This is a genomic window from Oceaniglobus sp. K40-3 (genome assembly GCF_055808395.1).
Genome location: NZ_CM147868.1, coordinates 1,392,093 through 1,416,565, shown reverse-complemented (window position 1 = coordinate 1,416,565; position 24,473 = coordinate 1,392,093). Strand labels below are relative to the sequence as shown.

30 protein-coding genes and 4 pseudogenes are annotated in these 24,473 nt (G+C 62.6%); 14 read left to right on the top strand and 20 right to left on the bottom strand.

Annotated elements, in window-relative coordinates; translation table 11 throughout:
• From AC0L7P_RS07325 to choV, 3 genes are read left to right on the top strand one after another with little or no spacing between them, the layout of a single operon-like run.
• The gene (locus tag AC0L7P_RS07325) at positions 1-351 is read left to right on the top strand and encodes a TfoX/Sxy family protein (RefSeq protein ID WP_473435108.1); all 351 of its coding nucleotides are present in this window, start codon (positions 1-3) and stop codon (positions 349-351) included.
• On the top strand, positions 348-1,181 hold the full coding sequence (choW, locus tag AC0L7P_RS07320; RefSeq protein ID WP_473435107.1) for a choline ABC transporter permease subunit: 834 nt from the start codon (positions 348-350) through the stop codon (positions 1,179-1,181). Before AC0L7P_RS07325 ends, choW begins: the two co-directional genes overlap by 4 nt.
• Positions 1,178-2,194, top strand: coding sequence for a choline ABC transporter ATP-binding protein (choV, locus tag AC0L7P_RS07315; RefSeq protein ID WP_473435106.1), 1,017 nt, complete (start codon positions 1,178-1,180; stop codon positions 2,192-2,194). The genes choW and choV overlap by 4 nt, the downstream gene beginning before the upstream one ends.
• A gap of 6 nt (positions 2,195-2,200) precedes the next feature.
• Here choV and AC0L7P_RS07310 read toward each other — a convergent pair whose 3' ends face one another.
• The 5 genes and pseudogenes from AC0L7P_RS07310 to ruvC form a co-directional block, all read right to left on the bottom strand.
• Positions 2,201-3,085, bottom strand: a complete 885-nt coding sequence (locus AC0L7P_RS07310; RefSeq protein WP_473435105.1) for a DMT family transporter — start codon at positions 3,083-3,085, stop codon at positions 2,201-2,203.
• Positions 3,082-3,675: a LysE/ArgO family amino acid transporter gene (locus AC0L7P_RS07305; RefSeq protein ID WP_473435417.1), complete on the bottom strand. Its 594-nt coding sequence runs from the start codon at positions 3,673-3,675 to the stop codon at positions 3,082-3,084. Before AC0L7P_RS07305 ends, AC0L7P_RS07310 begins: the two co-directional genes overlap by 4 nt.
• 166 nt (positions 3,676-3,841) lie before the next feature.
• Positions 3,842-4,869, bottom strand: a pseudogene (gene ruvB / locus AC0L7P_RS07300) (Holliday junction branch migration DNA helicase RuvB).
• A 3-nt stretch (positions 4,870-4,872) separates the two neighbouring features.
• Positions 4,873-5,547, bottom strand: a complete 675-nt coding sequence (gene ruvA, locus AC0L7P_RS07295) for a Holliday junction branch migration protein RuvA (RefSeq protein ID WP_473435104.1) — start codon at positions 5,545-5,547, stop codon at positions 4,873-4,875.
• Positions 5,544-6,053, bottom strand: a complete 510-nt coding sequence (gene ruvC, locus AC0L7P_RS07290) for a crossover junction endodeoxyribonuclease RuvC (protein WP_473435103.1) — start codon at positions 6,051-6,053, stop codon at positions 5,544-5,546. Before ruvC ends, ruvA begins: the two co-directional genes overlap by 4 nt.
• A gap of 192 nt (positions 6,054-6,245) precedes the next feature.
• On the opposite strand from ruvC, the gene AC0L7P_RS07285 reads away from it, so the two are divergent.
• The gene (locus AC0L7P_RS07285) at positions 6,246-6,545 is read left to right on the top strand and encodes a DUF1127 domain-containing protein (protein ID WP_473435416.1); all 300 of its coding nucleotides are present in this window, start codon (positions 6,246-6,248) and stop codon (positions 6,543-6,545) included.
• Positions 6,546-6,622: 77 nt separating this feature from the next.
• Here the strand turns inward: AC0L7P_RS07285 and AC0L7P_RS07280 are convergent, their stop codons facing one another.
• The 4 genes from AC0L7P_RS07280 to msrA form a co-directional block, all read right to left on the bottom strand.
• Complete coding sequence (locus tag AC0L7P_RS07280; RefSeq protein ID WP_473435102.1) at positions 6,623-6,973, bottom strand: hypothetical protein; 351 nt, start codon at positions 6,971-6,973, stop codon at positions 6,623-6,625.
• Positions 6,974-7,207: 234 nt separating this feature from the next.
• Positions 7,208-7,528 carry a hypothetical protein gene (locus AC0L7P_RS07275; RefSeq protein ID WP_473435101.1) on the bottom strand — a complete coding sequence of 107 codons (321 nt, stop codon included), beginning with the start codon at positions 7,526-7,528 and terminating at the stop codon, positions 7,208-7,210.
• A 122-nt stretch (positions 7,529-7,650) separates the two neighbouring features.
• On the bottom strand, positions 7,651-8,520 hold the full coding sequence (locus tag AC0L7P_RS07270; RefSeq protein ID WP_473435100.1) for a 50S ribosomal protein L11 methyltransferase: 870 nt from the start codon (positions 8,518-8,520) through the stop codon (positions 7,651-7,653).
• 70 nt (positions 8,521-8,590) lie between these two features.
• Positions 8,591-9,247 carry a peptide-methionine (S)-S-oxide reductase MsrA gene (gene msrA / locus AC0L7P_RS07265; RefSeq protein ID WP_473435099.1) on the bottom strand — a complete coding sequence of 219 codons (657 nt, stop codon included), beginning with the start codon at positions 9,245-9,247 and terminating at the stop codon, positions 8,591-8,593.
• A gap of 159 nt (positions 9,248-9,406) precedes the next feature.
• Here msrA and rimO point away from each other — a divergent pair, with 159 nt between their 5' ends.
• Positions 9,407-10,798 carry a 30S ribosomal protein S12 methylthiotransferase RimO gene (rimO, locus tag AC0L7P_RS07260; RefSeq protein ID WP_473435098.1) on the top strand — a complete coding sequence of 464 codons (1,392 nt, stop codon included), beginning with the start codon at positions 9,407-9,409 and terminating at the stop codon, positions 10,796-10,798.
• 11 nt (positions 10,799-10,809) lie between these two features.
• Here rimO and AC0L7P_RS07255 read toward each other — a convergent pair whose 3' ends face one another.
• Complete coding sequence (locus tag AC0L7P_RS07255) at positions 10,810-11,523, bottom strand: M48 family metallopeptidase (protein WP_473435097.1); 714 nt, start codon at positions 11,521-11,523, stop codon at positions 10,810-10,812.
• Positions 11,524-11,671: 148 nt separating this feature from the next.
• Here AC0L7P_RS07255 and AC0L7P_RS07250 point away from each other — a divergent pair, with 148 nt between their 5' ends.
• On the top strand, positions 11,672-11,905 hold the full coding sequence (locus AC0L7P_RS07250) for a hypothetical protein (protein ID WP_473435096.1): 234 nt from the start codon (positions 11,672-11,674) through the stop codon (positions 11,903-11,905).
• Here the strand turns inward: AC0L7P_RS07250 and AC0L7P_RS07245 are convergent.
• Positions 11,823-12,158 (bottom strand): DUF167 domain-containing protein, encoded by a 336-nt coding sequence (locus tag AC0L7P_RS07245; RefSeq protein WP_473435095.1) that lies wholly within the window; start codon positions 12,156-12,158, stop codon positions 11,823-11,825. The two genes, AC0L7P_RS07250 and AC0L7P_RS07245, sit on opposite strands and share 83 nt — an antisense overlap.
• Positions 12,159-12,237: 79 nt before the next feature.
• Here AC0L7P_RS07245 and AC0L7P_RS07240 point away from each other — a divergent pair, with 79 nt between their 5' ends.
• Both AC0L7P_RS07240 and AC0L7P_RS07235 read left to right on the top strand, forming a co-directional pair.
• Positions 12,238-12,813, top strand: a complete 576-nt coding sequence (locus AC0L7P_RS07240) for a nitroreductase family protein (RefSeq protein ID WP_473435094.1) — start codon at positions 12,238-12,240, stop codon at positions 12,811-12,813.
• Entirely contained in the window at positions 12,810-13,535 is a 726-nt protein-coding gene (locus tag AC0L7P_RS07235; protein ID WP_473435093.1) for an EI24 domain-containing protein, read from the top strand. Before AC0L7P_RS07240 ends, AC0L7P_RS07235 begins: the two co-directional genes overlap by 4 nt.
• Here AC0L7P_RS07235 and AC0L7P_RS07230 read toward each other — a convergent pair.
• Entirely contained in the window at positions 13,465-13,761 is a 297-nt protein-coding gene (locus tag AC0L7P_RS07230; RefSeq protein ID WP_473435090.1) for a DUF1467 family protein, read from the bottom strand. The genes AC0L7P_RS07235 and AC0L7P_RS07230 overlap by 71 nt on opposite strands.
• Before the next feature lie 42 nt (positions 13,762-13,803).
• Complete coding sequence (gene mce / locus AC0L7P_RS07225; protein ID WP_473435092.1) at positions 13,804-14,208, bottom strand: methylmalonyl-CoA epimerase; 405 nt, start codon at positions 14,206-14,208, stop codon at positions 13,804-13,806.
• A gap of 68 nt (positions 14,209-14,276) precedes the next feature.
• Between mce (AC0L7P_RS07225) and AC0L7P_RS07220 the strand changes: the two genes are divergently transcribed.
• Positions 14,277-15,002, top strand: a complete 726-nt coding sequence (locus AC0L7P_RS07220; protein ID WP_473435091.1) for an EI24 domain-containing protein — start codon at positions 14,277-14,279, stop codon at positions 15,000-15,002.
• On the opposite strand, the gene AC0L7P_RS07215 is transcribed toward AC0L7P_RS07220, so the two are convergent.
• Both AC0L7P_RS07215 and mce (AC0L7P_RS07210) read right to left on the bottom strand, forming a co-directional pair.
• On the bottom strand, positions 14,932-15,228 hold the full coding sequence (locus AC0L7P_RS07215; protein WP_473435090.1) for a DUF1467 family protein: 297 nt from the start codon (positions 15,226-15,228) through the stop codon (positions 14,932-14,934). The two genes, AC0L7P_RS07220 and AC0L7P_RS07215, sit on opposite strands and share 71 nt — an antisense overlap.
• A gap of 42 nt (positions 15,229-15,270) precedes the next feature.
• The gene (mce, locus tag AC0L7P_RS07210; RefSeq protein ID WP_473435089.1) at positions 15,271-15,675 is read right to left on the bottom strand and encodes a methylmalonyl-CoA epimerase; all 405 of its coding nucleotides are present in this window, start codon (positions 15,673-15,675) and stop codon (positions 15,271-15,273) included.
• Between the two features lie 152 nt (positions 15,676-15,827).
• On the opposite strand from mce (AC0L7P_RS07210), the gene AC0L7P_RS07205 reads away from it, so the two are divergent.
• On the top strand, positions 15,828-16,550 hold the full coding sequence (locus AC0L7P_RS07205) for a response regulator (RefSeq protein ID WP_473435088.1): 723 nt from the start codon (positions 15,828-15,830) through the stop codon (positions 16,548-16,550).
• Here the strand turns inward: AC0L7P_RS07205 and AC0L7P_RS07200 are convergent, their stop codons facing one another.
• Entirely contained in the window at positions 16,551-17,270 is a 720-nt protein-coding gene (locus AC0L7P_RS07200; protein WP_473435087.1) for a GNAT family N-acetyltransferase, read from the bottom strand. It lies immediately after the preceding gene.
• 129 nt (positions 17,271-17,399) lie between these two features.
• Between AC0L7P_RS07200 and AC0L7P_RS07195 the strand changes: the two genes are divergently transcribed.
• A complete protein-coding gene (locus AC0L7P_RS07195; protein ID WP_473435086.1) occupies positions 17,400-17,576 on the top strand; it encodes a hypothetical protein in 177 nt (58 codons plus the stop codon).
• 4 nt (positions 17,577-17,580) lie between these two features.
• On the opposite strand, the pseudogene AC0L7P_RS07190 reads toward AC0L7P_RS07195, so the two are convergent.
• The 4 genes and pseudogenes from AC0L7P_RS07190 to aspS form a co-directional block, all read right to left on the bottom strand.
• Positions 17,581-18,776: pseudogene (locus AC0L7P_RS07190) on the bottom strand (DUF1501 domain-containing protein).
• A 13-nt stretch (positions 18,777-18,789) separates the two neighbouring features.
• A complete protein-coding gene (locus AC0L7P_RS07185) occupies positions 18,790-19,617 on the bottom strand; it encodes a DUF1800 domain-containing protein (protein ID WP_473435085.1) in 828 nt (275 codons plus the stop codon).
• Positions 19,608-20,147 carry a DUF1800 family protein gene (locus tag AC0L7P_RS07180; RefSeq protein ID WP_473435084.1) on the bottom strand — a complete coding sequence of 180 codons (540 nt, stop codon included), beginning with the start codon at positions 20,145-20,147 and terminating at the stop codon, positions 19,608-19,610. The genes AC0L7P_RS07185 and AC0L7P_RS07180 overlap by 10 nt, the downstream gene beginning before the upstream one ends.
• A gap of 81 nt (positions 20,148-20,228) precedes the next feature.
• A pseudogene (gene aspS / locus AC0L7P_RS07175) lies at positions 20,229-22,032 on the bottom strand (aspartate--tRNA ligase).
• Positions 22,033-22,206: 174 nt separating this feature from the next.
• On the opposite strand from aspS, the pseudogene AC0L7P_RS07170 reads away from it, so the two are divergent.
• From AC0L7P_RS07170 to AC0L7P_RS07160, 3 genes and pseudogenes are all read left to right on the top strand, one after another.
• A pseudogene (locus AC0L7P_RS07170) lies at positions 22,207-23,126 on the top strand (SAM-dependent methyltransferase).
• Positions 23,114-23,401: a class I SAM-dependent methyltransferase gene (locus tag AC0L7P_RS07165; RefSeq protein ID WP_473435083.1), complete on the top strand. Its 288-nt coding sequence runs from the start codon at positions 23,114-23,116 to the stop codon at positions 23,399-23,401. The pseudogene AC0L7P_RS07170 and the gene AC0L7P_RS07165 overlap by 13 nt, the downstream one beginning before the upstream one ends.
• Positions 23,402-23,480: 79 nt before the next feature.
• Positions 23,481-24,425, top strand: a complete 945-nt coding sequence (locus tag AC0L7P_RS07160) for a phosphatase PAP2 family protein (RefSeq protein ID WP_473435082.1) — start codon at positions 23,481-23,483, stop codon at positions 24,423-24,425.
• The last annotated feature ends 48 nt before the right edge of the window (positions 24,426-24,473 follow it).

The following is a 24,473-nucleotide window of genomic DNA, read 5'->3' as shown; positions in this document are numbered from 1 at the left end:
TTGGCCACGCAAAAAGGCACCGTGGATTTCATCGCCGGACAGATGGCAGGCGCGGGCGAAATCCGCACGCGCCCGATGTTCGGCGAATACGGGGTTTACTGCGATGGCAAATTCATCGGCGTCATTTGTGACGCCCGGCTGTTTGTGAAACCCACAACAGCCGGGCGCGCGTTTGGCGCCGATCTGTCCGAAGAACCGGCCTATGACGGGGCCAAACCCAGCCTGGCAATCCCCGAAGACCGGGTTGATGACGCCGAATGGCTGGCCGGGTTGATCCGGGCCACATGGGGCGATCTGCCCGCGCCCAAACCGCGCAAACCAAAACCGCCAAAGGATGACAACCGGACATGAACTGGATCACCGAAGCGAAAATTCCCGTCGGTCTGGCCGCGCGCAGCGTGTTCGACTGGCTGCAAGACAACGGCGCGTGGTTCTTTGATTCGCTTGCCGATTTCATGGACGGTGTGATTGACGGCATCCTTTGGGTTTTCCTTACCCCGCCGCCGTTTGTGATCATCGCGGCGTTTGTCCTGCTCACCTGGGTGCTTCAGCGCAACTGGCGGATTTGCCTGCTGATTACGGTCGGGTTTCTGTTCATCCTCAATCAGGGCTATTGGGAGGCGACGATGGAGAGCCTTACCCTGGTTCTCTCGGCCTGTATCGTCTGTATGGGGGTGGGTGTGCCCATCGGGATTGCCGCCGCGCATCGGCCCAGATTATATAACGTGCTGCAACCGATCCTTGATCTGATGCAAACCCTGCCCACCTTTGTCTACCTTATTCCCACGGTGATTTTCTTTGGCATCGGCACCTTTGCCGGCCTTGTCGCCACCATCGTGTTTGTGCTGCCCGCCCCGATCCGCCTGACGCAACTGGGGGTCAGCCAGACGCCCCAACCCCTGCTTGAGGCGGCGCAGGCCTTTGGCGCCACCAGACGGCAGATCCTGTGGAAGGTCGAACTGCCCTCGGCCTTTCCACAGATCATGGCCGGGTTGAACCAAACCATCATGCTGTCCCTGTCCATGGTGGTGATCGCGGGCCTTGTGGGCGCCGATGGCTTGGGCATTCCGGTGGTGCGGGCGCTGAACACCGTGAATGCCGCACTGGGGTTTGAATCCGGTTTCGTGATCGTCGTCGTCGCAATCATGCTGGACCGGATGCTGAGGGTGAACCGCAAATGAGCCATGCCGTAATTTTCGACGCTGTGAACATCGTGTTTGGCGACACCCCGGAAACCGCCCTGCCCCTGATGGATGCCGGGCAGGACCGGGCGCAGATTCAGGCTGAAACCGGGCAGGTGCTGGGTGTGCATGATTGTTCGTTGTCGGTGAACACCGGCGAAATCCTCGTGCTGATGGGCCTGTCCGGGTCGGGAAAATCCACGCTTCTGCGGGCCGTCAACGGGTTGAACCCTGTGGCGCGCGGCGCGGTCACCATCAATGATGGCGACTGGAGCTGTGATGTGACCCACGCCAGCCCCGCCGATCTGCGCCGGGTTCGGCGCGAATGCGTGTCGATGGTGTTTCAGCAATTCGGCCTGCTGCCGTGGCGCAGCGTGCGCGAAAATGTCGGTCTGGGGCTGGAGCTGGCGGGGATGTCAAAACCCGAACGCGCCGCCAAGGTTGATGAACAACTGGCCCTTGTCGGCCTGTCCGATTGGGCGGATCGGCGGGTGGGCGACCTGTCGGGCGGGATGCAACAGCGCGTGGGCCTTGCCCGCGCCTTTGCCACTGACGCCCCGATCCTGTTGATGGATGAACCGTTTTCCGCCCTTGATCCGCTGATCCGCTCGCGCCTTCAGGACGAACTGCTGGACCTGCAACAAAAACTGAACCGCACCATCGTTTTCGTGTCTCACGATCTGGACGAGGCGTTCAAGATCGGCAACCGCATCGCGATCATGGAAGGGGGGCGCATCGTGCAACACGGCACCCCGCGCGATATTTTTCAGGCGCCCGCCAATGAATATGTGGCCGATTTCGTCGCCCACATGAACCCGCTGGGCGTGCTGACCGCCCAGGATGTGATGGATTCCCCCGGCGCGCCAACCCCGCGCACCACGCCCCACGACACCCCGATTTCCGCGATCCTGCCCCTGTTTGACAGCGACCCGACGCCAATTTCCGTGGTGCAGGACGGGCGCGAACTGGGCCAGATCACCGCCGCCACGGTGCTGAGCCGCCTCGCGCCATAGGGATGGTCACGCGTGATCTGCCGCCACCCGGACAGCGCGGCGTTTCAGCATTGCCTCGCGCCAGGTGATGAAACTGACCGCGCCCATAATGATCACCCCACCGAAAATCACCCAGCCGTCAACCGGTTCACTGAACGCAAACCACCCCAGCGCGGCGGCCCAGATCAGTTGCAGGAACGTCACTGGCTGGGTAATCGTGACGGGTGCGGCGCGAAAGGCCACGGTCATCGCCAGATGGCCGCAGGTGGCCAACACCGCCACAAGAAACAGCCAGGCCACCTCAACCATGGTTGGGGTTACCCAGTTCAACGCCGCAAAGGGTGCCAACCCGATCGTCACCGTGATCGACAGCATGGCGACCACCACCGTCGGATGTTGCCGGTCGGCCATCAGCTTGGCCACCAGATAGGACAGCGCAAACAACAGCGTCGTGCCCAGCATCGCAATATGGCCCGGGTCCAGCGCCCGCACCCCGGGGCGCAGCACGATAAGCGCCCCCATCAGGCCAACCGCCACCGCCACAATCCGCCGAAAGGCCAGGCTTTCGCCCAGAAACAACGCCGCCCCAACAGTGACATAGATCGGGGTAAGATAATTCATCGCCGTCACCTCGGCGAGGGGAATGCGGGTCATGGCGTAAAACCACAGGATGACGCCCAAGGTATGCGCCACCCCGCGCAGGGAAAACAGCGCCATGGCGCGCCGGTCCAGACGGGCGGCGCGCATGGCAGGCAACATCGGCAACAGAAACACCAGCCCCAGCGCATAGCGCAGAAAGGCCGATTCAGCCGCCGGAATCCGCGCGCCCAGATGTTTCACAATCGCCGTGACCCCGACAAAGAATATCCCGGTCACCACCATCCAGATTACACCGGCAACAGGGCCCTTCATGCGCTTACCAATCCCACAGCCAAAGCCCACATCACGCACCCGACCCCCGCATCCAGAACCCGCCATGCCGCCGGGCGCGCAAACAACGGTCGCAAGATCCGCGCGCCATAGCCCAGGGCAAAGAAAAACACGAATGACGCCACGATAGCGCCCGCACCAAAGGCCCAGCGGTGCCATTGCGCCGCCACGGTGCCCAGCAGAACCACCGTATCGAGATAGACATGCGGGTTCAGCCAGGTCAACGCGAGGCAGGTGGCAAGGGCGCGGCGCAGATCTTTGGTCGGGGCCTCTGCCGCGTCCAGATGCCCGCCGCCCACCCAGGCCGCCTTGAACGCCAAGGCACCATAGACCAACAGAAACGCCGCGCCAGCCCACCGCATCACCGGCCCGATCCACGGCGCCGCTTCCACCAGCCAGCCAAATCCGGCAACGCCGGCCGCGATCAGCACCGCGTCGCTTAACGCGCAGGTCAGGCAGATGGCAAAGACATGGGCGCCCCGCAGCCCGGCGCGCAGCACAAAGGCATTCTGGGCGCCAATCGCCAGGATCAAGGAAAGCCCCAGGCCAAACCCGGCGACAGCAGATTGCATCATGGCCAAAGGGTTAGGCCCGTTGCACCGAAAGGTCCAGCCACCTTGCGAAATGTTCCATACCGCCCCACGGCGGACTGATTGCACCCCCTTTCCTGAAAAATCGGTGCAGTCACCGTGCCGCGATTCGGATGTGGAAAGGATTAACGCCGGGCGGGATGCTGCCTCAGCCCTCAAACAGATCGCTTTGCCCTGTCGGGCGTGGCGGCGGCAGGCCCAGATGCGCCCATGCTTTTTGCGCCAGCATCCGCCCGCGCGGGGTGCGCTGAATCAAACCCTGTTGCAGCAGAAACGGCTCAATCACCTCTTCCAACGCGTCCCGGCTTTCCGACAGGGCCGCCGACAGGGTTTCAACGCCCACGGGGCCGCCCTGATAACTTTCGGCAATCAAGGACAAATAGCGCCGGTCGGCGCCATCCAGCCCCAGATGATCAACCCCAAGACGGCGCAGCGCCGAATCGGCAATCTCGCGGGTCAGGGTGCCGTCGCCTTCGACCAATGCAAAATCCACCACCCGGCGCAGCAGCCGCCCGGCGATCCGGGGGTGCCACGGGCGCGGCGCGCAATTTCAAGCGCCCCGTCATCCTGTGCCCTGATCCCCAACAGCCGCGCGCCGCGCGTCACGATCTGGTGCAATTCATCCACGGTATAAAATTGCAGCCTGACAGGAATCCCGAACCGGTCCCGCAGGGGCGTTGTCAGCAGACCCAGCCGCGTGGTGGCCCCGACCAGCGTGAAGGGCTGCAATTCGATCCGTACGGTGCGCGCGGCCGGTCCTTCGCCAATCACCAGATCCAGCTCGAAATCCTCAAGCGCGGGGTAAAGCACCTCTTCCACCACCGGATTGAGCCGGTGAATTTCGTCGATGAACAGCACATCGCGCGCTTCGAGGTTGGTCAGGATCGCGGCCAGATCGCCGGGGCGCGCCAGAACCGGGCCAGATGTCATGCGAAAATTCACCCCCAGTTCGCGCGCCATGATCTGGGCCAAGGTCGTTTTTCCCAACCCCGGCGGCCCATGAAACAGCGCATGATCCATCGCCTGTTCGCGCATCTTGGCGCTTTCGATGAACACCCGCAGGTTGGCGCGGGCTTCGGCCTGACCGATGAATTCGTCCAATGCCTGCGGTCGCAACGCGCGATCCGCATCCTCGGGGAGCCGACCGGGGCGCAGGGCAGGATCGGGGGTTTCCATGGTTTATCCCTTCGGCGCCAAAAGGCGCAGCGCGGCGCGGATCAAAACAGGCGTCTGTGCATCGGGTGCATCGCGCGCCGCCTCGGCCACGGCACCTGCCGCCTCGCCGGGGGCATAGCCGAGGTTGGTCAGCGCCGACAGCGCCTCGGCCTGTGCAGCACCCGACGGGTTTTTGGCAGGTGCCACGCGGGGTTTGGCCGCTGCCGGTGCCGGAGTTTCGACCACCTCATCATCCAGTGCCGGCGCAACATCCGCCGCACCGCCCATGGCCATGACGGTGGGTGCCTTGTCTTTCAGTTCATTCACCACCCGCTGGGCGATCTTTGGGCCAACCCCCTGTGCCGCCTTGACCGCGTTCCAATCGCCCAGGGCAATCGCGCGCCCCACGCTTTCGGGGCCAAGGGCGCTGAGGATCGCCATGGCGGCCTTGGCGCCGATCCCCTGCACCGAGATCAGCAGCCGATACCATTCCTTTTCAATCATCGACACAAAGCCGAACAATTGCAGATTATCCTCGCGCACCAGCAGATCGGTATAAAGCGCGGTCGCCTCGCCCACGCCGGGCAGCGCCATCATCGTGCGTTCGGAAACATACACGATATATCCAACGCCGCGCACGTCGATCAGCACATGGTCGGCGCCGCGATAATCAATCCGCCCTGCAATGCGCCCGATCATCGCGCCGCCCCCGCCACGGCCTGTGCCATCCGATCACCGGTCTGGCGGTGGAAGGCGTGGCAGATGGCAATGGCCAGCGCATCGGCGGCATCCGCCCCCACGATCACGACGCCGGGCAATTGCATCCGCACCATGTGATCCACCTGCGCCTTGGCCGCGTGGCCCACACCCACCACGGTTTTCTTGACCTTGTTGGGCGCATATTCCCCCACGCTCAGCCCCGCCAGGGCGGGCACCAACAGGGCAACGCCCCGCGCCTGGCCCAGTTTCAGGGTCGCAACGGCATCCTTGTTCACAAAGGTCTGTTCAACCGCGGCGGTATCGGGGGCATAAAGGCGCACAACCGCGCCAAGCTGATCGTGAAGCGACACCAGACGCACCGCCAGATCATCGCGCGGGGACGAGGTGCAGTGACCGTTGGCCACATGGCGCAGACGCGGCCCGTCAACGTCAATCACACCCCATCCCAGGGTTCTAAGCCCCGGGTCGATTCCCAAAACGCGCATCCTCGGCCCTGCTCTTGTTGCTTTTGCGCAACCCCTAGCACGAAAGGCGAACATTCGCCAAGGGCCAAGGCCCACGCGCGCTGCGCGGCGCCCCTGCGGCAGGGCCGAAAAACGTCACTTTAATGCGAAAATGCGACATTCAGACAGGCCGATCATCGAGAATGCCAGCGGCAAGGATACCCCGTGATCGCCATGCGGGAAACGCATGGTTGCCATGCAGCGAAACCGGCTTGTGCGAATCCGGGGGCTTACTACCTGCTGCCCGAGAACAACACATATCCCTGCATCATATCCTTGAAAGTAACCGTCATGACGACCCTCGACCATACCCGCTCTTCCGGCTCAGGCCGCATCTCTTCCGTTTTTTCCGGCCTCGTTTCTGCCGTTGTCGCATGGAACGATCAGCGCGTGACGCGCAAATCCCTGTCGCGCCTGACCGATTACGAACTTGCAGATATCGGCCTGGTGCGCAGCGACATCGACGCGATGTAAGCGCCCATGTTCATATCGGACAGAAAAAGGCCGCTCGGATGAAGATCCTGAGCGGCCTTTTCATGTAAGGCGCCGGCTTAGCCCAGCAATTGGCCCAGCCCGTCCGCCAGAAAAACCGTCAGCGGATCGGCCTGCATGACCCAGGCGCCGACACGCTCGGCGCTGCTGCCTTCGGCGAGCCGCGCGACACGTTCGGCATAGGAGGTGGCGCCATCCTGATTCAGCATCATTGCCTTGGTTCCGAACAGCAGCACCGCAATCAGCAGCAACCCACGAAACGGAATGCCGGTGCCGCCGCGCCGACGGCGCACCGTCAACAGGCCATCCGGCCCCATCTGAAATTCGCCCCCATTGCGCGCAATAGAGCGGTGACGGCGCACGATCTGACGGCTGCGTTTATGAAATGACGGTGTGGATGTAAAAGACATGGCAGTGTCGCTATCCTGAATATCGGCCCCCACCGACAAGGCCATTAGACGCCCAAAATGTGGCGCGAATATGGCAAATGCGGCAAATTACGGCTGAATTTGGTTGAAATCATCAGTGATGTGTCAGGCGTGAGCGGAAAAACCAAAGGCCGCCCCGGGGACAACGGAGCGGCCTTTCGTGAAACCGGATCAGGGCCTGCGGGGGACAACCGCAGGCAAATTCCCAACCCTTCGTTAACCTATTATCACGCTCAGGGCCGCAGTGGCGCCATCGACACCAAGGGCCAGCGCCCCAAGCCGATCAAAAAGACCGCCATTCTGCATCTCGTTCAACGCGGCGCCATAAGCATCACCGCCCAGCGCCACAAGAACCAGCGCCTTGCCGATAGTCAGCAAAACCAGAGCGCCCAGAAGGCTTGCCATGAATGCCAGCCCCGGACGGGGGCGATATGCAACCACCATGCCATCACCGGTCAGGCTCATCCCGGCGCTGCGCGCGACGGCAAAGTTGTGACGGGAAATCAGGCGGTTCATTTCAGCGATTGCAACAGACATGGCAGTGTCTTCTTTCGTTATCGGCCCCCACCGACAAGGGCAGAATACAGCCACAAATGTGGCGGAAATTGGGCAGAAACACTCAATTGAGGCAAAATTTGCCTGAAATCTGCTGCTTCGGCCTATTCACGCCCCATTGTTAAGGTCGTCCAGTCACCAATGTCCTCGCGGTGGCGCAGATTGTATCCATTGGCGCAATAAACCGCGATCACGTCGTCGGCCTGTTCCACCAAAATGCCCGAAAGAATCACGTGGCCACCCTGCGCGGTCGATTCGGCCATGGAGGGGGCAAGGTCGATCAGCGGACCCTTGAGGATATTGGCAAAGACCAGATCGAACGGCGCCGCCCTGGCCAGCGCCGGATGATCAAAACCTGTCGCCTCGATACAGATCACCCGATCACTCAGCCCGTTCACCGCCACGTTTGCCTGCGCCACCTCAACCGCGACCGGATCAATATCGCTGGCCAGAACCGGACGCGGCCAGACATGGGCCGCCGCCATGGCCAGAACCGCGGTGCCACAGCCGATGTCGGCCACGTTCTGCGCCTCAACGCCCGCCTCCATCAACCGGTCCAGCGCGCGCAAACAGCCCAGGGTGGTGCCGTGGTGGCCGGTGCCAAAGGCCATCGCCGCCTCGATCAACAGCGGGATACCATCGTCAGGCACCTTGTCGGCGTCGTGGCTGCCGTAAACGAAAAACCGCCCCGCCTGCACCGGCACCAGTTCGCGCCGCACCTTGGCCACCCAATCGGTTTCGGGCAGTTCGCTTATCGCAAAGGGTTTGGCATCATAGGCGGCGGCCAGCAGGCTCAGCGCCACGTCGTCGGGGGCTTCGGTGAAATAACCACCGACCTCCCACAGACCCGAGCCGTCTTCCATCTCGAACACGCCCACCCCGTCGGGCGTGGGGTCCATCTCTTCCATGATCTCGGCCAGAACGCGGGCCTTTTCGCCATCGGCAAGGGTGGTCAGGGCGGTAAATGTGGGCATGTCGGGCCTCCGGGGTTGGGACGAACCCGCTTACCCACCCCCAAAGGCCCGTCAATCGCCTGACGCCCTTTCAGGCCGAAACGCCGGTCCCGATGGGGCAACTCACCCCTGTGCCGCCAATACCGCAATATCCGGCGGGATTCTTGGCCAGATATTGCTGGTGATACGCCTCGGCCGCATAGAACGCGGGTGCGGGCAAAATCTCGGTTGTGATCGCCCCGTGACCCGCCTCTGCCAGCACCGGCGCAAAGGCATCGCGACTGGATTGCGCCGCTGCGGCCTGCGCATCGCTGAACGTATAGATGGCCGAACGGTATTGCGTGCCGCGATCATTGCCTTGACGCATGCCCTGGGTCGGGTCGTGCCCTTCCCAGAACACGCGCAGCAGATCATCATAAGACACCACCGCCGGGTCAAAGATCACGCGCACCACCTCATTATGGCCGGTCTGCCCCGAGCATACCTCATCGTAGGTCGGGTTCGGCGTATAGCCCCCCGCATACCCCGCCATGGTCAGATAGACCCCCGGCAATTTCCAGAAAATCCGCTCAACACCCCAGAAACAGCCCATGCCGAACATCGCCTGTTCCATGCCCTCGGGCACTGCGGCGTTCAGGGGGTGATCCGATACAAAATGCCGCTCGGCGGTTGGGATCGGCGTATCGCGTCCGGGCAGCGCCGAATCGCGCGCCACCATGTCGGTCTTTTTCTTCTGGAACAGAAACATCTTCAGTCTCCTGCGTTGGGTTGGTTGGAATATAGGGCGGCATGGGATGCTCTGCCACATCAGACGATCACGATTGCGCGGGCTGACACAGCGTATTTCCGCAGCACAAAGGCGCATGGGGCGTTCCGTTCACCAACGCGGCGGTGTATGCCAACCGCCATGGTACAGAACCCACCCAACCTCCGCCCCGATCTGGCCCCCAAGGGCCGCTTTGGCGAAACGCCCCGCGCGGGCCAGCCCACCATTGGGATGGTTTCGCTCGGCTGTCCCAAGGCCTTGGTCGACAGCGAACGCATTCTGACCCGGCTGCGCGCCGAAGGTTACGGAATTTCCCCCGATTACGCGGGCGCCGATGCGGTCATCGTCAACACCTGCGGGTTTCTCGATTCCGCCAAGGCCGAAAGCCTTGAGGCCATTGGCGAGGCGTTGAATGAAAACGGTCGGGTGATCGTGACTGGCTGTCTGGGCGCCGAGCCGGATTATATCACCGGCGCACACCCCAAGGTATTGGCCGTGACCGGGCCGCAGCAATATGAACAGGTGCTGGATGCCGTTCATGGCGCGGTGCCGCCCAGCCCCGATCCGTTCATCGACCTGCTGCCTGCCACCGGCGTGTCGCTGACGCCGCGCCATTTCAGCTATCTCAAGATTTCCGAGGGCTGCAATCACAAGTGCAAATTCTGCATCATCCCCGACATGCGCGGGCGGCTGGCATCGCGCCCCGCCCATGCGGTGCTGCGCGAGGCGGAAAAGCTGGTGCAGGCCGGAGTGCGCGAATTGTTGGTGATTTCACAGGATACCAGCGCTTATGGCGTGGACATCAAACATGCCAGCGACAGGGGCCACCGCGCCCATATCACCGATCTGGCCCGCGATCTGGGGTCGCTCGGGGCCTGGGTGCGGCTGCACTATGTTTACCCCTATCCCCATGTGCGCGACCTGATCCCGCTGATGGCGGACCCGGCCAATGGGGTGCTGCCCTATCTCGACATTCCATTTCAGCACGCCCACCCGGATGTGCTGAAACGCATGGCGCGCCCGGCGGCGGCGGCAAAAACCCTTGATGAAATCGCCGCCTGGCGCGGCATTTGCCCCGACATCACCCTGCGGTCCACCTTTATCGTCGGATATCCCGGCGAAACCGAGGCCGAATTCCAGACCCTGCTGGATTGGATGGACGAGGCGCAGTTGGATCGCGTCGGGTGTTTTCAATATGAAAACGTCGATGGCGCACGCAGCAACGCCCTGCCCGATCATGTGGCACCAGAGGTGAAACAAGACCGCTGGGATCGGTTCATGGCCAAAGCTCAGGCGATTTCCGAAGCAAAGCTCGCCGCGAAGGTCGGCAAGACCCTGCAAGTGATCGTCGATGACATCGACGATGAGGCCGCCACTTGCCGCACTTGGGCCGACGCGCCCGAAATCGACGGCAACCTGTTCATCGACGAAGGGTTCACCGCCCTGAACGTGGGCGACATCGTCACCGTCGAAGTGGACGAAGCCGGGGAATATGATTTGTGGGGGCGGTTGGTGAAGGCGGGCAGCGCCTAAAGCTGCCCCTCCTACAACCCCGCTGCCACCCGGCGCACGGTGGCGATGCGTTCAGCGTTGGGCGGGTGAGTGCCAAGAAAGCTGTTGCCGGGGTCGGGCGTGCGGGTAAAATATTCGGCCCCATGCACCGGATCATACCCCGCATGGGCGGCAATCACCGCGCCAAGGGCATCGGCCTCAAGCTCGAATGATTTTGAAAACCGGCGCGCCCCCAGAGAGGCGCCGAAATTCTGCGCCTCGCGCACGCCAGCGGCATCCGCGCCGGTGACACTGGCCAGAACCCCGGCCAACACCGCACCGCCAATGGCCGATTGCCGGGTGCGCGCGATATGGCCGGAAATGTGATGTGCCGCCTCGTGGCCCAGAATGAACGCCAGCTCATCCGTGTTGCGGGCCTCGGCGATCAGGGCAAGCGTGAACCCGATGATCGGGCGGCCCTGTTTATCCTGCGTCTGAAAGGCGTTGGGCGGCAGGTCGCGCCGGTCATCGACCACAATGACGAAATCACAGTTCACATCATGGGTGCGGGTGCGGCATTCACGCTCGGCCACGGGTTCGACTGTTTTCACCACGGTGACAAAGTTGCGCGCCGCCATCTGGCCCCGCTGACGTGGGGTCAGCGTGTCATCCACGGGGGCCACCACGGGCCGCTGTGGCGCAGGCTGCGGTGCCACAGCACAGCCCGCGACCCCCAACATCATCGCCAGAACCAGACCTGTCCGCATGGCACACCCTTTCCCTGTCGCCCAAAGCATAACCGCCCCGGCGCGGGCCGCCAGTGGCAGGGCGCGATTTTCTGCCCGACACGGCCCGCCTCGCGCATATGTCATCCTGCATCTGGACGGCCTGACAGGGCGGCCCTAAGGTGGCCCCATGTTTACTATCGAACATGAATTCGACGCCACCGTGATCACCCTTTTGGATGAACCCGCGCCCCATCGCCAGCAGGATATCACCATCAATGCCTTTGACGATTGCGTGACCCTGGAACAGCACGATCCGCACAGCAACCGGATACAGAAAATCACCCTGTCCATGGCGCAACTGCGCGATCTGGCGGCGGCGCTGGATCTGCCCGAGGGGGCCTATCACCTGCGTCAGCCCTGATCGAGGCGAAACACCTTGGTGCGTGATTTTGCCCCCTTTCCAGCACCAGCCGCGATTTTGCCACCCCCATGGCACCGGCCAGCAGATCGCGCGCCGCGCGGGTGGCCCGGCCCGCCTCTGGCACCGCCGTAACATAGAGGCGCAGCGGATCGCCCGGCACAACCCGGTTGCGCGCCGCGCCCGGCGTGACCTGTACGGTGATCCGTGCGCCCGTTTGCGCCAGATGGCTCAGATCAACACTGTCACGTCCCATTTTCCCACCTTTGGCAAAAGCGCGGCTTGACCCCGCGCGCCCCTGCCCCGACATATTCCCAAACTGACCGGAGATCACCATGCCCCAACCCAACCCTGCCGCTCTTGAGTTTCTGCTGAGCCGCCGTTCGCGCCCGGCGCGCACCCTGTCCCTGCCGGTGCCGGGGGATGCGGAGCTGCGCCAGATCCTGACTGCCGCGGCCCGCACCCCCGACCATGGCAAGCTGGAGCCGTGGCGCTTTGTCGTGCTGGATCGCGCCGCGCTGCTGGCCATGGCGGAACGGGTTGGTGCAAAAGGGGCGGCACTGAACCTTGACCCTGACAAACAGGCCAAGACACGGGATGAATATGCCAACGCCCACCTTGCCGTGGTCGTGGTCTCTGCGCCTATGGAGTCGGAAAAGATCCCGCGCAGCGAACAGATTTATTCCGCCGGTGCCGTCTGTCTGGCCATGTTGAACGGGGCGCTTGCATCGGGTTGGGGGGCGAACTGGCTGTCGGGCTGGCCCTCGCGCGATCCTGAAATCACCGGCTGGCTGGGCCTGACAGAGGGCGAGGAAATCGCCGGGATCATCCACCTTGGCACCGAATCCTCGGCGCCGCCCGACCGCCCCCGCCCTGACATTGACGCCCTCACCACATGGTTCGCCCCATGATTTTCAGGGATTTCTGGCGCGCGGTTCAGCAATTGGGCGATCCGCGCTTTCGCCGGGTTCTGTTGCTGGGCCTTGGGATGACCATAGCCCTGCTTTTCGGGGTCTATGCCACATTTCTGGGCCTGCTCAACTGGCTGGTCCCGGACGAGGCGACGATTCCGGGCATCGGCACCGTGACATGGATCGACGATCTGCTGTCCGGGGCGTCGATCATTTTCATGCTGGTGCTGTCGGTGTTTCTTATGGTGCCGGTTGCCTCGGCGTTCACCTCGCTGTTTCTCGATGATGTGGCCGATGCGGTCGAAGATCGCCATTATCCGCACCTGCCCCCGGCCCGCCGGGTCGGATTTTACGCGGGGCTGCGGGATTCGGTGAATTTCATGGGCGTTCTGCTGTTCGCCAACGCCGTGGCGTTCCTTGTTTATGCGTTCGTTTTTCCGGCCACGCCGCTGCTGTTCATTGCCCTGAACGGCTATCTTCTGGGGCGCGAGTATTTTCAGCTTGTCGCGATGCGCCGGATGAGCCGGGACGAGGCCCGCGCCCTGCGCCGCCGTCATGCCGGCACGATCTGGATCGCGGGCGCACTGATGGCGCTGCCGCTGACGGTACCGCTGGTCAATCTGTTGGTGCCGGTGCTGGGCGCGGCGACCTTTACCCACCTGTTCCAGCGACTGGCGCTCGCGACACCATCCGCGCGAACCAGCCCAGATCGTCGATTGTAAGGATACCCGAAAGCAACACACCTGCGATAACGCACCACAGGATCGCTGCAAACAGCGTGACCCACAGGCATTTACGCTTCAGGTTCAGATTGGCGGGGCTGCCCACATGGGTGCCCGGCACCACATGCCCCTCGTCCCCCTGGGTGCGCAACCCGATGGGCAGAACGATAAACATCGTCATGAACCAGATCACGGCGAAAAGTACGATAGCAGAGATAATGCCCATATGACTGGTATCCTTAGGGGTTAATGGCGTGAAAAATGCAGGTCAGACCTGCTCAAGTTCGATCAGGCAGCCGTTGAAATCCTTGGGGTGCAGAAACAGAACCGGCTTGCCATGGGCGCCGGTTTTCGGCGCCCCGCCACCCAGAACCCGCGCGCCGCCCGCCAGCAGCCGATCACGCGCGGCAAGGATATCGTCGACCTCGTAACAGATATGGTGGATGCCCCCGGATGGGTTTTTCGCCAGAAACGCCGTGATCGGGCTGTCATCCCCAAGGGGGTGCAACAGTTCGATCTTGGTGTTGGGCAGGGTGATGAACACCACGGTGACCCCGTGATCCGGCTCATCCTGAGCCGGGCCGACCTCTGCACCCAGCATCGCGGAATATTGGGTGGCGGCCGCGCCAAGATCGGGCACGGCGATGGCCACATGGTTCAGACGTCCGATCATCAGGAAACCTCGGCGCCGCCCGACCGCCCCCGCCCTGACATTGACGCCCTCACCACATGGTTCGCCCCATGATTTTCAGGGATTTCTGGCGCGCGGTTCAGCAATTGGGCGATCCGCGCTTTCGCCGGGTTCTGTTGCTGGGCCTTGGGATGACCATAGCCCTGCTTTTCGGGGTCTATGCCACATTTCTGGGCCTGCTCAACTGGCTGGTCCCGGACGAGGCGACGATTCCGGGCATCGGCACCGTGACATGGATCGACGATCTGCTGTCCGGGGCGTCGATCATTTTCATGCTGGTGCTGTCGGTGTTTCTGATGGTGCCGGTTGCCTCGGCGTTCACCTCGCTGTTTCTCGATGATGTGGCCGATGCGGTCGAAGATCGCCATTATCCGCACCTGCCCCCGGCCCGCCGGGTCGGATTTTACGCGGGGCTGCGGGATTCGGTGAATTTCATGGGCGTTCTGCTGTTCGCCAACGCCGTGGCGTTCCTTGTGTATGCGTTCGTTTTTCCGGCCACGCCGCTGCTGTTCATTGCCCTGAACGGCTATCTTCTGGGGCGCGAGTATTTTCAGCTTGTCGCGATGCGCCGGATGAGCCGGGACGAGGCCCGCGCCCTGCGCCGCCGCCATGCCGGCACGATCTGGATCGCGGGCGCACTGATGGCGCTGCCGCTGACGGTACCGCTGGTCAATCTGTTGGTGCCGGTGCTGGGCGCGGCGACCTTTACCCACCTGTTCCAGCGACTGGCGCACGCGACACCATCCGCGCGAACCAGCCCAGATCGTCGATTGTAAGGATACCCGAAAGCAACACACCTGCGATGACGCACCACAGGATCGCTGCAAACAGCGTAACCCACAGGCATTTACGTTTCAGGTTCAGATTGGCGGGGCTGCCCACATGGGTGCCCGGCACCACATGCCCCTCGTCCCCCTGGGTGCGCAACCCGATGGGCAGAACGATAAACATCGTCATGAACCAGATCACGGCGAAAAGTACGATAGCAGAGATAATGCCCATATGACTGGTATCCTTAGGGGTTAATGGCGTGGAAAATGCAGGTCAGACCTGCTCAAGCTCGATCAGGCAGCCGTTGAAATCCTTGGGGTGCAGAAACAGAACCGGCTTGCCATGGGCGCCGGTTTTCGGCGCCCCGCCACCCAGAACCCGCGCGCCGCCCGCCAGCAGCCGGTCACGCGCGGCAAGGATATCATCGACTTCGTAACAGATATGATGGATGCCCCCTGACGGGTTTTTCGCCAGAAACGCCGCGATCGGGCTGTCATCACCAAGGGGGTGCAACAGTTCGATCTTGGTGTTGGGCAGGGTGATGAACACCACGGTGACCCCGTGATCCGGTTCATCCTGAGCCGGGCCGACCTGCGCACCCAGCATCGCGGAATATTGGGTGGCGGCCGCCCCGAGATCGGGCACGGCGATGGCCACATGGTTCAGACGTCCGATCATCAGGAAACTCCCGGTGGTTTGGCCCGTTATGGCGGGCGTGGCGGACGACGGCAAGGGACGCATGGCCGCAGGTACTGGGCAGTTAACCACCTGTTAGCCTTCCTGACCTAGGGTGAAATATGCGATTCTGCACCACAGCCGGGGAAAATCCCATGCCGGACATGCACGATGAATTCCTGTTTCCGCTTCGCCCGACGGCCGAACACCCCCTTTTGGGCCAAACCGTTCTGATCGTCGAAGACAGCCGTTTCGCCAGCGAAGCGGTGCGTTTGATGTGCCTGCGATGTGGCGCCCGAATACGGCGGGCCGATACTCTGGCCGCGGCTGCGCGCCATCTGCGGGTGTATCGCCCAACCGTGGCCGTGATCGATCTGGGCCTGCCCGATGGATCGGGGCGCGATCTGATCGCCGAATTGGCGCAGGCCCGGCCCCGGGTGCCCGTTCTGCTGGCCATGTCGGGCAATCCCGGCGCGATGGACGGGGCCATTTCTGCGGGGGCCGATGCGTTTCTGGAAAAACCGCTCACCTCTCTGGGGCAGTTTCTTGAGATGATACTGTCCCGCCTGCCGCCCGACAGTCGGCCCACCGGGCCGCGCCCCGTGCTTGACGATCAGGTCCGCCCCGACCGGCTCGCCCTGCAAGATGACCTGGCCCATGTGTCCGACCTGCTCGGCTCTGCCGACACGCCCAGCCGAACACGTTATGTCAGCGGGTTTCTCACCGGGCTGGCGCGCAGCACCGGTGACCGCGATCTGACCCGTGCCGCCGAAAAACTTCTGGCCCTGTCCGGCGCCGGTCAGCCGGTCGGGCCGCAGATTTCCATCGTGGCGGCATTGGTGAACGACCGGCTGAGCGCCCGGCCCATTGCCATCTGATCAACCACGCAGTGCCGGATCACCCGCCACCCGGACCAGCGCCGTCAGGTCGCCCAGCCGCTCGCGCTGCTGCCCTGTGGCGTCAAAATTCGATGGCGCCAGCCAGGCATCATAGGCCGCCTGCAACGCAGGCCATTCCCCGTCTATGGCGGCGAACCACGCCGTATCGCGATTGCGCCCCTTGACCACGGCGGCCTGACGAAACACGCCCTCAAAGCTGAATCCAAACCGCTGCGCCGCCCGGCGCGACGCAAGGTTAAGCGCGTTACACTTCCATTCAAACCGGCGATACCCCGCCTCAAACGCCCAGCCCATCATCAGGTAAATTGCCTCGCTCGCCGCAACCGTCCGTTGCAATTCGGGGGCAAGGGCGATGTGGCCCACTTCGATGCTCCCGGCGTCGGGGGCGATTCGCAGAAAGCTGGCCACGCCGCCCAGCCGTCCGGTGGCGCGGTTTTCGATGGCATAAAACATCGGGTCGGTCCCCGACGCCTGTTCGCGCACCCATCTGTGATAGGCCGAAGCCGAGGCAAAAGGCCCATAGGGCATATAATCCCACATCCCGTCATCCGCCGAATTCGCCCGGTGCAGCGCCGCCGCATGGTCATCGGCGCGCAGCCGATGCAACCGCGCATACCGCCCCTCGATCACCTCTGGCCCGGGCCGTGGCGGAGCCTGCCAATCGCTCACCGGCTGTCCCAACTGCTGATCGATGCCCATGCCGCAATCCTTTCGCGCCTCCGACACGGTGATGTGCCGTTTTCATCTCATTGTTGACCGATTCTTTAACCACTCTGGGCGCAAGGTCCAGAGACAGGGGATATTCCCCCGCTGGAAATGAGGACGGCAATGGAAAAACTGGTCGAAACATTCATGCGCACGGAACGCGACAGCGATCTTTTGGATCATGTGGTCCTGGCCATCGGGGCATTGTCCCTGTGCCTGGCCCTGGCCGGAACGCTGATCACCGCCGACCACGACATCGCCGGGGATTCGGCCATTCAACCCACGGTCACCGCGGTCTGAGCCGTCACAACAACAGGCCCGGATCGCCCCCCATGTCGAGACCGGGAAAAATGTCACGCTCCAGCATCGGCGTTTCCAGCCCGAACACCCCACGCATCGCCCAAGCGGCATAGGCGCGCACATCGCCCGTCGGCATCAGATCGCGCCGCTCATAAAGATCAGCCTCGGACAGCCCGGGCCATCGGCCCAGAACCCGCCCGCCGCGCAAGGCGCCCCCGGCCAGCACCATCGCGCCGCCGGTGCCATGGTCGGTTCCCCGGCTGCCGTTCTCGCGCACCGTGCGGCCAAATTCCGTCATCGCCAGAACGGTGGTTTTGACCCAAACGCCCCCCAAACCGGTTTTCAGGGTCAGGATCGCATCCGTCAGTTGCCCCAGAACCCGCGTCATTCCCGCATCCTGACGGCGGTGGGTATCCCACCCCCCAGGGAAAACGCGGCGATCCGGGTGTCATGAAACAACCGTTCCGCGGCGAACCCGGCCAGTTGGCGCACGGAATTGCGCCCGCCCTGCTCTACCATATCCGCCAGCGCAGCGCCCCGCGCACTGCCCCCGTCCGGCGCGGCCAGTTCGGCCAGGTCCATCGCCTCTTGTGCGGCATCGCGAAAAATCGGGTCGCCGTGGTACATTTCATCCAGCAACCGCCGCGTTTGCCCGGTGACGGTCAGCGCCGCCTCGGGAGACCAGTTCAACACCGGCGCCGCCCCCGCCAGCACCTTCATCTCGTCGCGCCCGATGGCAAAGGCGGTTTCGCTTTCCAGCCCCGGCATGGTTTGCAGCAACCGGTTCAGCCAACCGTCGCGCTGTGCGACGCCCACCATATCCATGCCTGTCCCGGCCTCCAGAATATCCTGCCCGTCGAAATGGCTGCGTTTGCCGCGATAGGGCGTTGAAACCGCATGGACAAAGCCCAGATCGCCGACGTCCCACATGGGTTTCAGCGGGGCCAACGCCGGGTGCATGTCATAAAACCCCAAAGGCACCCCCGGTATTTTCAACAACCCCGGGCGCGCCGCTGCAAAGGCCGGGTCGCCCACCGGGCGCACCACATCCAACCCGTCCATCCCGCCGCGCAGGATAATCACCACCAGCCGCGCATCCCACGGCCCCGAGGCCAGCGTCACCGTCGACATAAACGGATGCGCCGCCGCCGAACATCCGACCAACGCCGCGCCCCGGCGCAAAAACCCCCGTCGATCTATCACGCCATCCCCCTCATCTGCGGTTGAACTCGGGTGAGGCAAGCACCACGCCCACCCCCTGCACCACGCTATCGGCCGCCCCGACCGACCAGATCAGCCGCGCCGAAGCGGCATCGCCAAGGGCAGTCTGCACGAAATCACGCGGATCGGGCAGATCGGGGCGCAGCCGCCGGGGTACGTTCATTGCCCAATGGATGCGCGCCGACAGGCCCAGCGGCGTGATCCAGGCTTTGGCCTCTTCCGGCCAACCATTCGGCCCGGCGGGGCGCAGGAACGGCTGGGCCATCACCGCCATCCGCTGCATCGTGGCATTGCGAAACGTATTGCCCTTCATGGTCATCACCTGTTCGCCAGGCACCCCCAGTGCGCGCATGGACGACCCAATGAAATCAATCGGTTGCCGCACCTTTTGCAACGTGTCATTCCGTGCCGCCGGATGATCCAGCAAGGCACCATAGGCCGCCATCAGATCACCGCCGCTGCGCTGCCATGCCCCGGCCACATGGGCGATGTGATCGGGATCGGGGGTGTCGGAAATGAAATGCACCACCAGTTTGCGCGCGATATGGCGGGCTGTGTCGGGATGCACCGCCAGATCGTCAAGAAACGCCAGAACATCGTCCAGGCGGGCGCGTTTCGGCTGTCCATAGGTCCGGCCAAGAACCGTTTCACGCCCCGGCTCGGCCCGTTCGGGACGAAACTGAAACCCCTTTCGCGGAAAATAGGTCACCCCCGTCAGCAGTTCGGCAAATTGGCGCACGTCGGTTTGCGAATATCCGCCATCCACGCCCATGGTGTGCAGTTCCAGAACCTCGCGCGCCAGATTTTCGTTCAGCCCCACCCCCGTTTCAATCCAAAGCGCGATCGCGGCCCGACCGAATTCACCTGATCGAGATAATAGAGCATCTGCGGATGCAGCACCGCCGCGCGCAGCAGATCACCAAACCGCCCCGTCATATTCGGGCGCAGGGCGTGGTCGATGAAATCCGGCGTCAGGGCAAAACCGCCCAGCCCACGGTTTCGCAGGGTGAAATGATCGGTCCAGAACAGGGTTAACCGTTCGCGCAGGGGCGTGGCGCTGTCCATCATCCGGGCAAACATTGCACGGGGCAGACGGCGCTGTATCGCGCGCACCTCTTTTATCACCGCTTTGTGGCGTTCGGTGCCGCCATCAACGCCTTGATTGTGCTCTTTCAGGGTCGTGGCATAGCGCGCCACCAACGCTTGCGCCGCGCCCGGCGCGACGGTGGGAAAGGTGGCGGTCATGGTATCGGCGGCCGTCAAACTGGCCAGAATTGCCCCGGTTTCAATGGGCTGTGGGCCAGTCGGCCCGAATCCGAATCGGATTGATGAAAGAATTGCCTGCTGCATCGGGGCCTCTTCGGGCGGTTAGCGCACCTTATCACAAAGGATATGCACCGCCCCAAGACTTTTTAACCCCACCGTTCCCCGTCAGCCGAAACCGGCCTGACACGGCTCAGCTTTCGGGGGCAGAACCCGCAGGCGCAATTCGCGCAATTGTTCGTTCATCGGTTCGCTTGGCGCCCCCATCATCAGGTCTTCGGCGCGCTGGTTCATCGGGAACATGATAACCTCGCGGATGTTCGCCTCATCGGCCAACAGCATGACCATCCGGTCAATCCCCGCCGCACAACCACCGTGGGGCGGCGCGCCGTATTGGAACGCGTTGACCATACCACCGAACCGCTTGCGCACCTCGTCTTCGCCATACCCGGCCAGCTCAAACGCCTTGAACATGATTTCCGGCTTGTGGTTCCAGAATCGCCCCCGAGATCAGCTCATAACCGTTACAGGCAAGATCATATTGATAGCCAAGCACGCTCAGCGGATCACCGTTCAGCGCCTCAAGCCCGCCCTGGGGCATGGAAAACGGATTGTGCGAAAAATCAATCTTGCCGGTTTCCTCGTCGGCCTCGTACATCGGGAAATCGACGATCCAGGCGAATTGGAAACTGTTCGTATCGGTCAGGCCCAATTCCTCGCCAATCGTCACCCGCGCCTTACCGGCGACCCGTTCGAACGCCGCCGGTTTGCCCCCAAGGAAAAACGCCGCATCGCCCACGCCAAGGCCAAGCTGCTGGCGGATCGCCTCGGTCCGCTCGGGGCCGATGTTTTTCGCCAGCGGTCCGGCGGCTTCCATCCCCTGCCCCTGATCGCGCCAGAAAATATAGCCCATCCCGGGCAGGCCTTCCTTTTGCGCAAAGGCATTCATCCGGTCACAGAACTTGCGCGATCCGCCCTTGGGGGCCGGAATGGCACGAATCTCGGTGCCGTCCTGCTCCAACAACTTGGCGAAGATGGCAAAACCAGACCCGGCGAAGTGGTCGGAAACAACCTGCATCTTGATCGGGTTGCGCAGGTCGGGTTTATCGGTGCCATACCACAGGGCGGAATCACGATAGGAAATCTGCGGCCATTCGGTGTTCACCTTTCGCCCGCCGCCGAACCGTTCAAAACAGCCCTGCATCACCGGCTGAATCGTGTCGAACACGTCTTGCTGGCTGACAAAGCTCATTTCAAGGTCAAGCTGATAGAAATCGGTGGGCGAACGATCGGCGCGGGGGTCTTCGTCGCGGAAACAGGGGGCGATCTGAAAATATTTGTCAAACCCGCTGACCATGATCAACTGTTTGAACTGCTGGGGCGCTTGCGGCAGCGCATAGAATTTGCCCGGGTGCAGGCGCGAGGGCACCAGAAAATCCCGCGCGCCTTCGGGGGACGATGCCGTGATGATCGGCGTCTGAAATTCGTTGAAATCCTGTTCCCACATCCGCTGACGCAGATCGCGCACCACGTTGGAACGCAGCACGATATTGTTGTGCAACTCTTCGCGTCGCAGGTCCAGGAACCGATAGCGCAGGCGCGTTTCCTCGGGGTATTCCTGTTCGCCGAACACCTGCAATGGCAGCTCGCTTGCCGCGCCCAACACCTCAACGTCGCGCACGTACACCTCGATTTCGCCGGTGGGAATCTTGGCGTTCACCAAATCCTCGGCCCGCGCTTTCACCGTGCCGTCGATACGGATGCACCATTCGGCGCGCACCTTTTCCAGCGCCGCAAAGGCCGGGCTGTCGCCGTCGCACAACACCTGGGTCATGCCATAATGATCGCGCAGGTCGATGAACAACACACCCCCATGATCGCGCACGCGGTGCACCCAGCCCGACAGGCGCACGTCACTGCCCACATCGGTTTTTTTCAGGTCGGCACAAGTATGAGAGCGATAGGCGTGCATCGGGGGCCTCCGGGGGCTTGGTCTGCGGGTTCGCGCCGATACACCTGTGGCGGCGCGAAAAGTCAAGGGAACCTTGGGCAGAACCGGGCGTTCCCCTGCAAGGCCCCCATTGATCTCTCGCAAAAAAATCGCAGGATGTGAGGGAATATTGACAGTGAAGCGGGGGATTTACCCATGTGGGAGAAACTTTTCACAACTTTCCTCAACCGGCTGATCCGGCGCGGGGCCATGCAGGTGACCCTGCCTTCGGGCCGGGTCATCACCGCCGGGGACGGCAGCCCGCCTTTGCGCGTCACCCTCACCGATCCGGCCCTGTTGGCGCGGATCATCACCAGCCCCGACATGGGCGTGGGCGAAGGGTACATGGACGGCACCCTGTTGATCGAAGATGACGATCTGCGCCGGTTCATGATGCTGGTGATGGAAAACTCCGCCATTGGCCCCACGCCCCGCTGGCAACGCCCGCTGCACATCGCGCAACGCGCCCTGCATCGGGCACAGCAATACGCCCCCGCCCAAAAGGCGCAGGCCAACGTCGCGCATCACTATGACCTGTCGGGCGAACTGTACGATCTGTTTCTTGACACCGACAAACAATATTCCTGCGCCTATTTTCGCGCCCCCGACGCCACGCTGGAACAGGCGCAAGCCGACAAGAAATCCCATATCGCGGCGAAACTGCTGTTGAAACCGGGGATGCGGGTGCTGGACATCGGCTGTGGCTGGGGGGCATGGCGCTGACCCTGGCGCGCGATTACGGGGCCGAGGTTGTCGGCGTCACCCTCAGCCGCGAACAACATGCCATTGCCCGTCAACGGGTCGAAGACGCCGGACTGGAACGCCAGATCGCCATCCGCCTCGAAGATTACCGCGCCGTGCGTGGCACCTTTGACCGGATCGTGTCGGTGGGCATGTTCGAACATGTGGGCGCCCCACAGTACGACACCTATTTTCGCACCGTTTACAATCTTCTTGCCCCCGATGGCGTGGCGCTGATCCATTGCATCGGGCGCAGCGGCCCCCCGGCACCACCAGCCCCTGGGTCAACAAATACATCTTTCCCGGCGGCTATGTGCCCGCCATGTCGGAAATGAGCGCCGCGTTTGAACGTCAGGCCCTGATCCTCACCGATCTTGAGGTCTGGCGCCTTCACTATGCCGAAACCCTGCGCCACTGGGACGAAAGGTTCACCGCCAACATCGACCGCGCCCGCGCCCTTTATGACGACAGATTCTGTCGCATGTGGCGCTGCTATCTGGTGGCCAGCGAAATGGCCTTTCGCTTTGGCGGTCAGGTGGTATTTCAGGCGCAACTGACCCACAGCAACGACGCCGTACCGATCACGCGGGATTATCTTTGCGACGGTTGAGCGCGAAAATTTCGCGCCATCGCCCCATCCTTGCCCAATTGCTCTGTTCCCATTGGGCAACCAAAAGATGGAGCACCCCATGCAACTTTGCCGCCCTTATATCTATGTGATGCTGGTGTGCGTCATGGTCGTCAACGTCGTCTTGGCCGGAATGACCCGGGCCGAGATCGCGTTTGATACGGTCTGGCCCTCGGCCCTGATCGCGGCCAGCGTCGGCGCGCTATTGTGGTCACGCCGGACGACCATTGCACAGTCCGGGCGGCTGACACGGGTCGCGGCCGCGCTGATGGAAGCGTTCATGCTGATTCTGGTGCTGGTATTGGCGCTGCGCTATCTTGATCATATCACCAAGGTTAGTGCGATTCCCCTGGCCGACCCTCTTCTGGCATCGGCAGATGCCGCACTGGGGTTGAACTGGGTTGCCTATTGGGATTGGATTTACAGCCATCCCGAATTCCACAACCTGTTGATTTTCTGCTATGGCAACATCGAAGCCGCCTCTCTTTTGATCATCGTGCTGCTGTTTGTCATCAACCGGGGCCAACAGGGAAAAATCCTGCTGGAAACCCTGGTCATCTGCGGCGTGGTCAGCGTGGCCGTGGGCGCGTTCTTTCCTGCGATCGGGTCTGTTGCCCATTTCCTCAACGACCCGGCATCCTTTGATGCCTTTCCGTTCATCCCTGGCGTATTCTTTGTCGAAACGATTAATGATTTGCGTGACACCAGCCAGGTCATTCCCATCGGCTCACAACATCTGGTCGGGCTGACAACCATGCCGTCGATGCATACCGCCACGGCCATCGCCATGATTGTACTGACCCGGCGCACCTGGGTCGCCCTGCCGACAATGGGTTTTGCCATTCCGATGCTGATTGCCACACCCGTTTGGGGCGGCCATTACTTTGTCGATGTGATTGCGGGCACCATCATGGCTCTCGTTATCGGCGCCCTTGTAACGCGGTCGTTCAACCCGGCACCCAAGGCCGCCGCGCGGACCGATACAAACGGTGCCCTGCCCGCCTGATCCCGCAATCACCCTTGCGCCGGGCAGACCAAGGCCTATAACCCCCGA

Excerpts from the sequence above, each read along its gene's own strand:
- AC0L7P_RS07270 (WP_473435100.1), bottom strand. The coding sequence starts at position 8,520 with ATGCCCACATTTACCGCCCTGACCACCCTTGCCGATGGCGAAAAGGCC.
- mce (WP_473435089.1), bottom strand. The coding sequence starts at position 15,675 with ATGATCGGACGTCTGAACCATGTGGCCATCGCCGTGCCCGATCTCGGG.
- AC0L7P_RS07310 (WP_473435105.1), bottom strand. The coding sequence starts at position 3,085 with ATGAAGGGCCCTGTTGCCGGTGTAATCTGGATGGTGGTGACCGGGATA.
- AC0L7P_RS07255 (WP_473435097.1), bottom strand. The coding sequence starts at position 11,523 with ATGCGGACAGGTCTGGTTCTGGCGATGATGTTGGGGGTCGCGGGCTGT.
- AC0L7P_RS07275 (WP_473435101.1), bottom strand. The coding sequence starts at position 7,528 with ATGTCTGTTGCAATCGCTGAAATGAACCGCCTGATTTCCCGTCACAAC.
- AC0L7P_RS07250 (WP_473435096.1), top strand. The coding sequence starts at position 11,672 with ATGTTTACTATCGAACATGAATTCGACGCCACCGTGATCACCCTTTTG.
- AC0L7P_RS07165 (WP_473435083.1), top strand. The coding sequence starts at position 23,114 with ATGTCGGAAATGAGCGCCGCGTTTGAACGTCAGGCCCTGATCCTCACC.
- AC0L7P_RS07195 (WP_473435086.1), top strand. The coding sequence starts at position 17,400 with ATGGAAAAACTGGTCGAAACATTCATGCGCACGGAACGCGACAGCGAT.
- AC0L7P_RS07160 (WP_473435082.1), top strand. The coding sequence starts at position 23,481 with ATGCAACTTTGCCGCCCTTATATCTATGTGATGCTGGTGTGCGTCATG.
- ruvC (WP_473435103.1), bottom strand. The coding sequence starts at position 6,053 with ATGCGCGTTTTGGGAATCGACCCGGGGCTTAGAACCCTGGGATGGGGT.
- AC0L7P_RS07235 (WP_473435093.1), top strand. The coding sequence starts at position 12,810 with ATGATTTTCAGGGATTTCTGGCGCGCGGTTCAGCAATTGGGCGATCCG.
- AC0L7P_RS07240 (WP_473435094.1), top strand. The coding sequence starts at position 12,238 with ATGCCCCAACCCAACCCTGCCGCTCTTGAGTTTCTGCTGAGCCGCCGT.
- msrA (WP_473435099.1), bottom strand. The coding sequence starts at position 9,247 with ATGTTTCTGTTCCAGAAGAAAAAGACCGACATGGTGGCGCGCGATTCG.
- AC0L7P_RS07285 (WP_473435416.1), top strand. The coding sequence starts at position 6,246 with ATGCGGGAAACGCATGGTTGCCATGCAGCGAAACCGGCTTGTGCGAAT.
- ruvA (WP_473435104.1), bottom strand. The coding sequence starts at position 5,547 with ATGATCGGGCGCATTGCAGGGCGGATTGATTATCGCGGCGCCGACCAT.
- choW (WP_473435107.1), top strand. The coding sequence starts at position 348 with ATGAACTGGATCACCGAAGCGAAAATTCCCGTCGGTCTGGCCGCGCGC.
- mce (WP_473435092.1), bottom strand. The coding sequence starts at position 14,208 with ATGATCGGACGTCTGAACCATGTGGCCATCGCCGTGCCCGATCTTGGC.
- AC0L7P_RS07180 (WP_473435084.1), bottom strand. The coding sequence starts at position 20,147 with ATGCAGCAGGCAATTCTTTCATCAATCCGATTCGGATTCGGGCCGACT.
- rimO (WP_473435098.1), top strand. The coding sequence starts at position 9,407 with ATGGTACAGAACCCACCCAACCTCCGCCCCGATCTGGCCCCCAAGGGC.
- choV (WP_473435106.1), top strand. The coding sequence starts at position 1,178 with ATGAGCCATGCCGTAATTTTCGACGCTGTGAACATCGTGTTTGGCGAC.
- AC0L7P_RS07280 (WP_473435102.1), bottom strand. The coding sequence starts at position 6,973 with ATGTCTTTTACATCCACACCGTCATTTCATAAACGCAGCCGTCAGATC.
- AC0L7P_RS07200 (WP_473435087.1), bottom strand. The coding sequence starts at position 17,270 with ATGGGCATCGATCAGCAGTTGGGACAGCCGGTGAGCGATTGGCAGGCT.
- AC0L7P_RS07305 (WP_473435417.1), bottom strand. The coding sequence starts at position 3,675 with ATGCAATCTGCTGTCGCCGGGTTTGGCCTGGGGCTTTCCTTGATCCTG.
- AC0L7P_RS07215 (WP_473435090.1), bottom strand. The coding sequence starts at position 15,228 with ATGGGCATTATCTCTGCTATCGTACTTTTCGCCGTGATCTGGTTCATG.
- AC0L7P_RS07245 (WP_473435095.1), bottom strand. The coding sequence starts at position 12,158 with ATGGGACGTGACAGTGTTGATCTGAGCCATCTGGCGCAAACGGGCGCA.
- AC0L7P_RS07220 (WP_473435091.1), top strand. The coding sequence starts at position 14,277 with ATGATTTTCAGGGATTTCTGGCGCGCGGTTCAGCAATTGGGCGATCCG.
- AC0L7P_RS07230 (WP_473435090.1), bottom strand. The coding sequence starts at position 13,761 with ATGGGCATTATCTCTGCTATCGTACTTTTCGCCGTGATCTGGTTCATG.
- AC0L7P_RS07205 (WP_473435088.1), top strand. The coding sequence starts at position 15,828 with ATGCCGGACATGCACGATGAATTCCTGTTTCCGCTTCGCCCGACGGCC.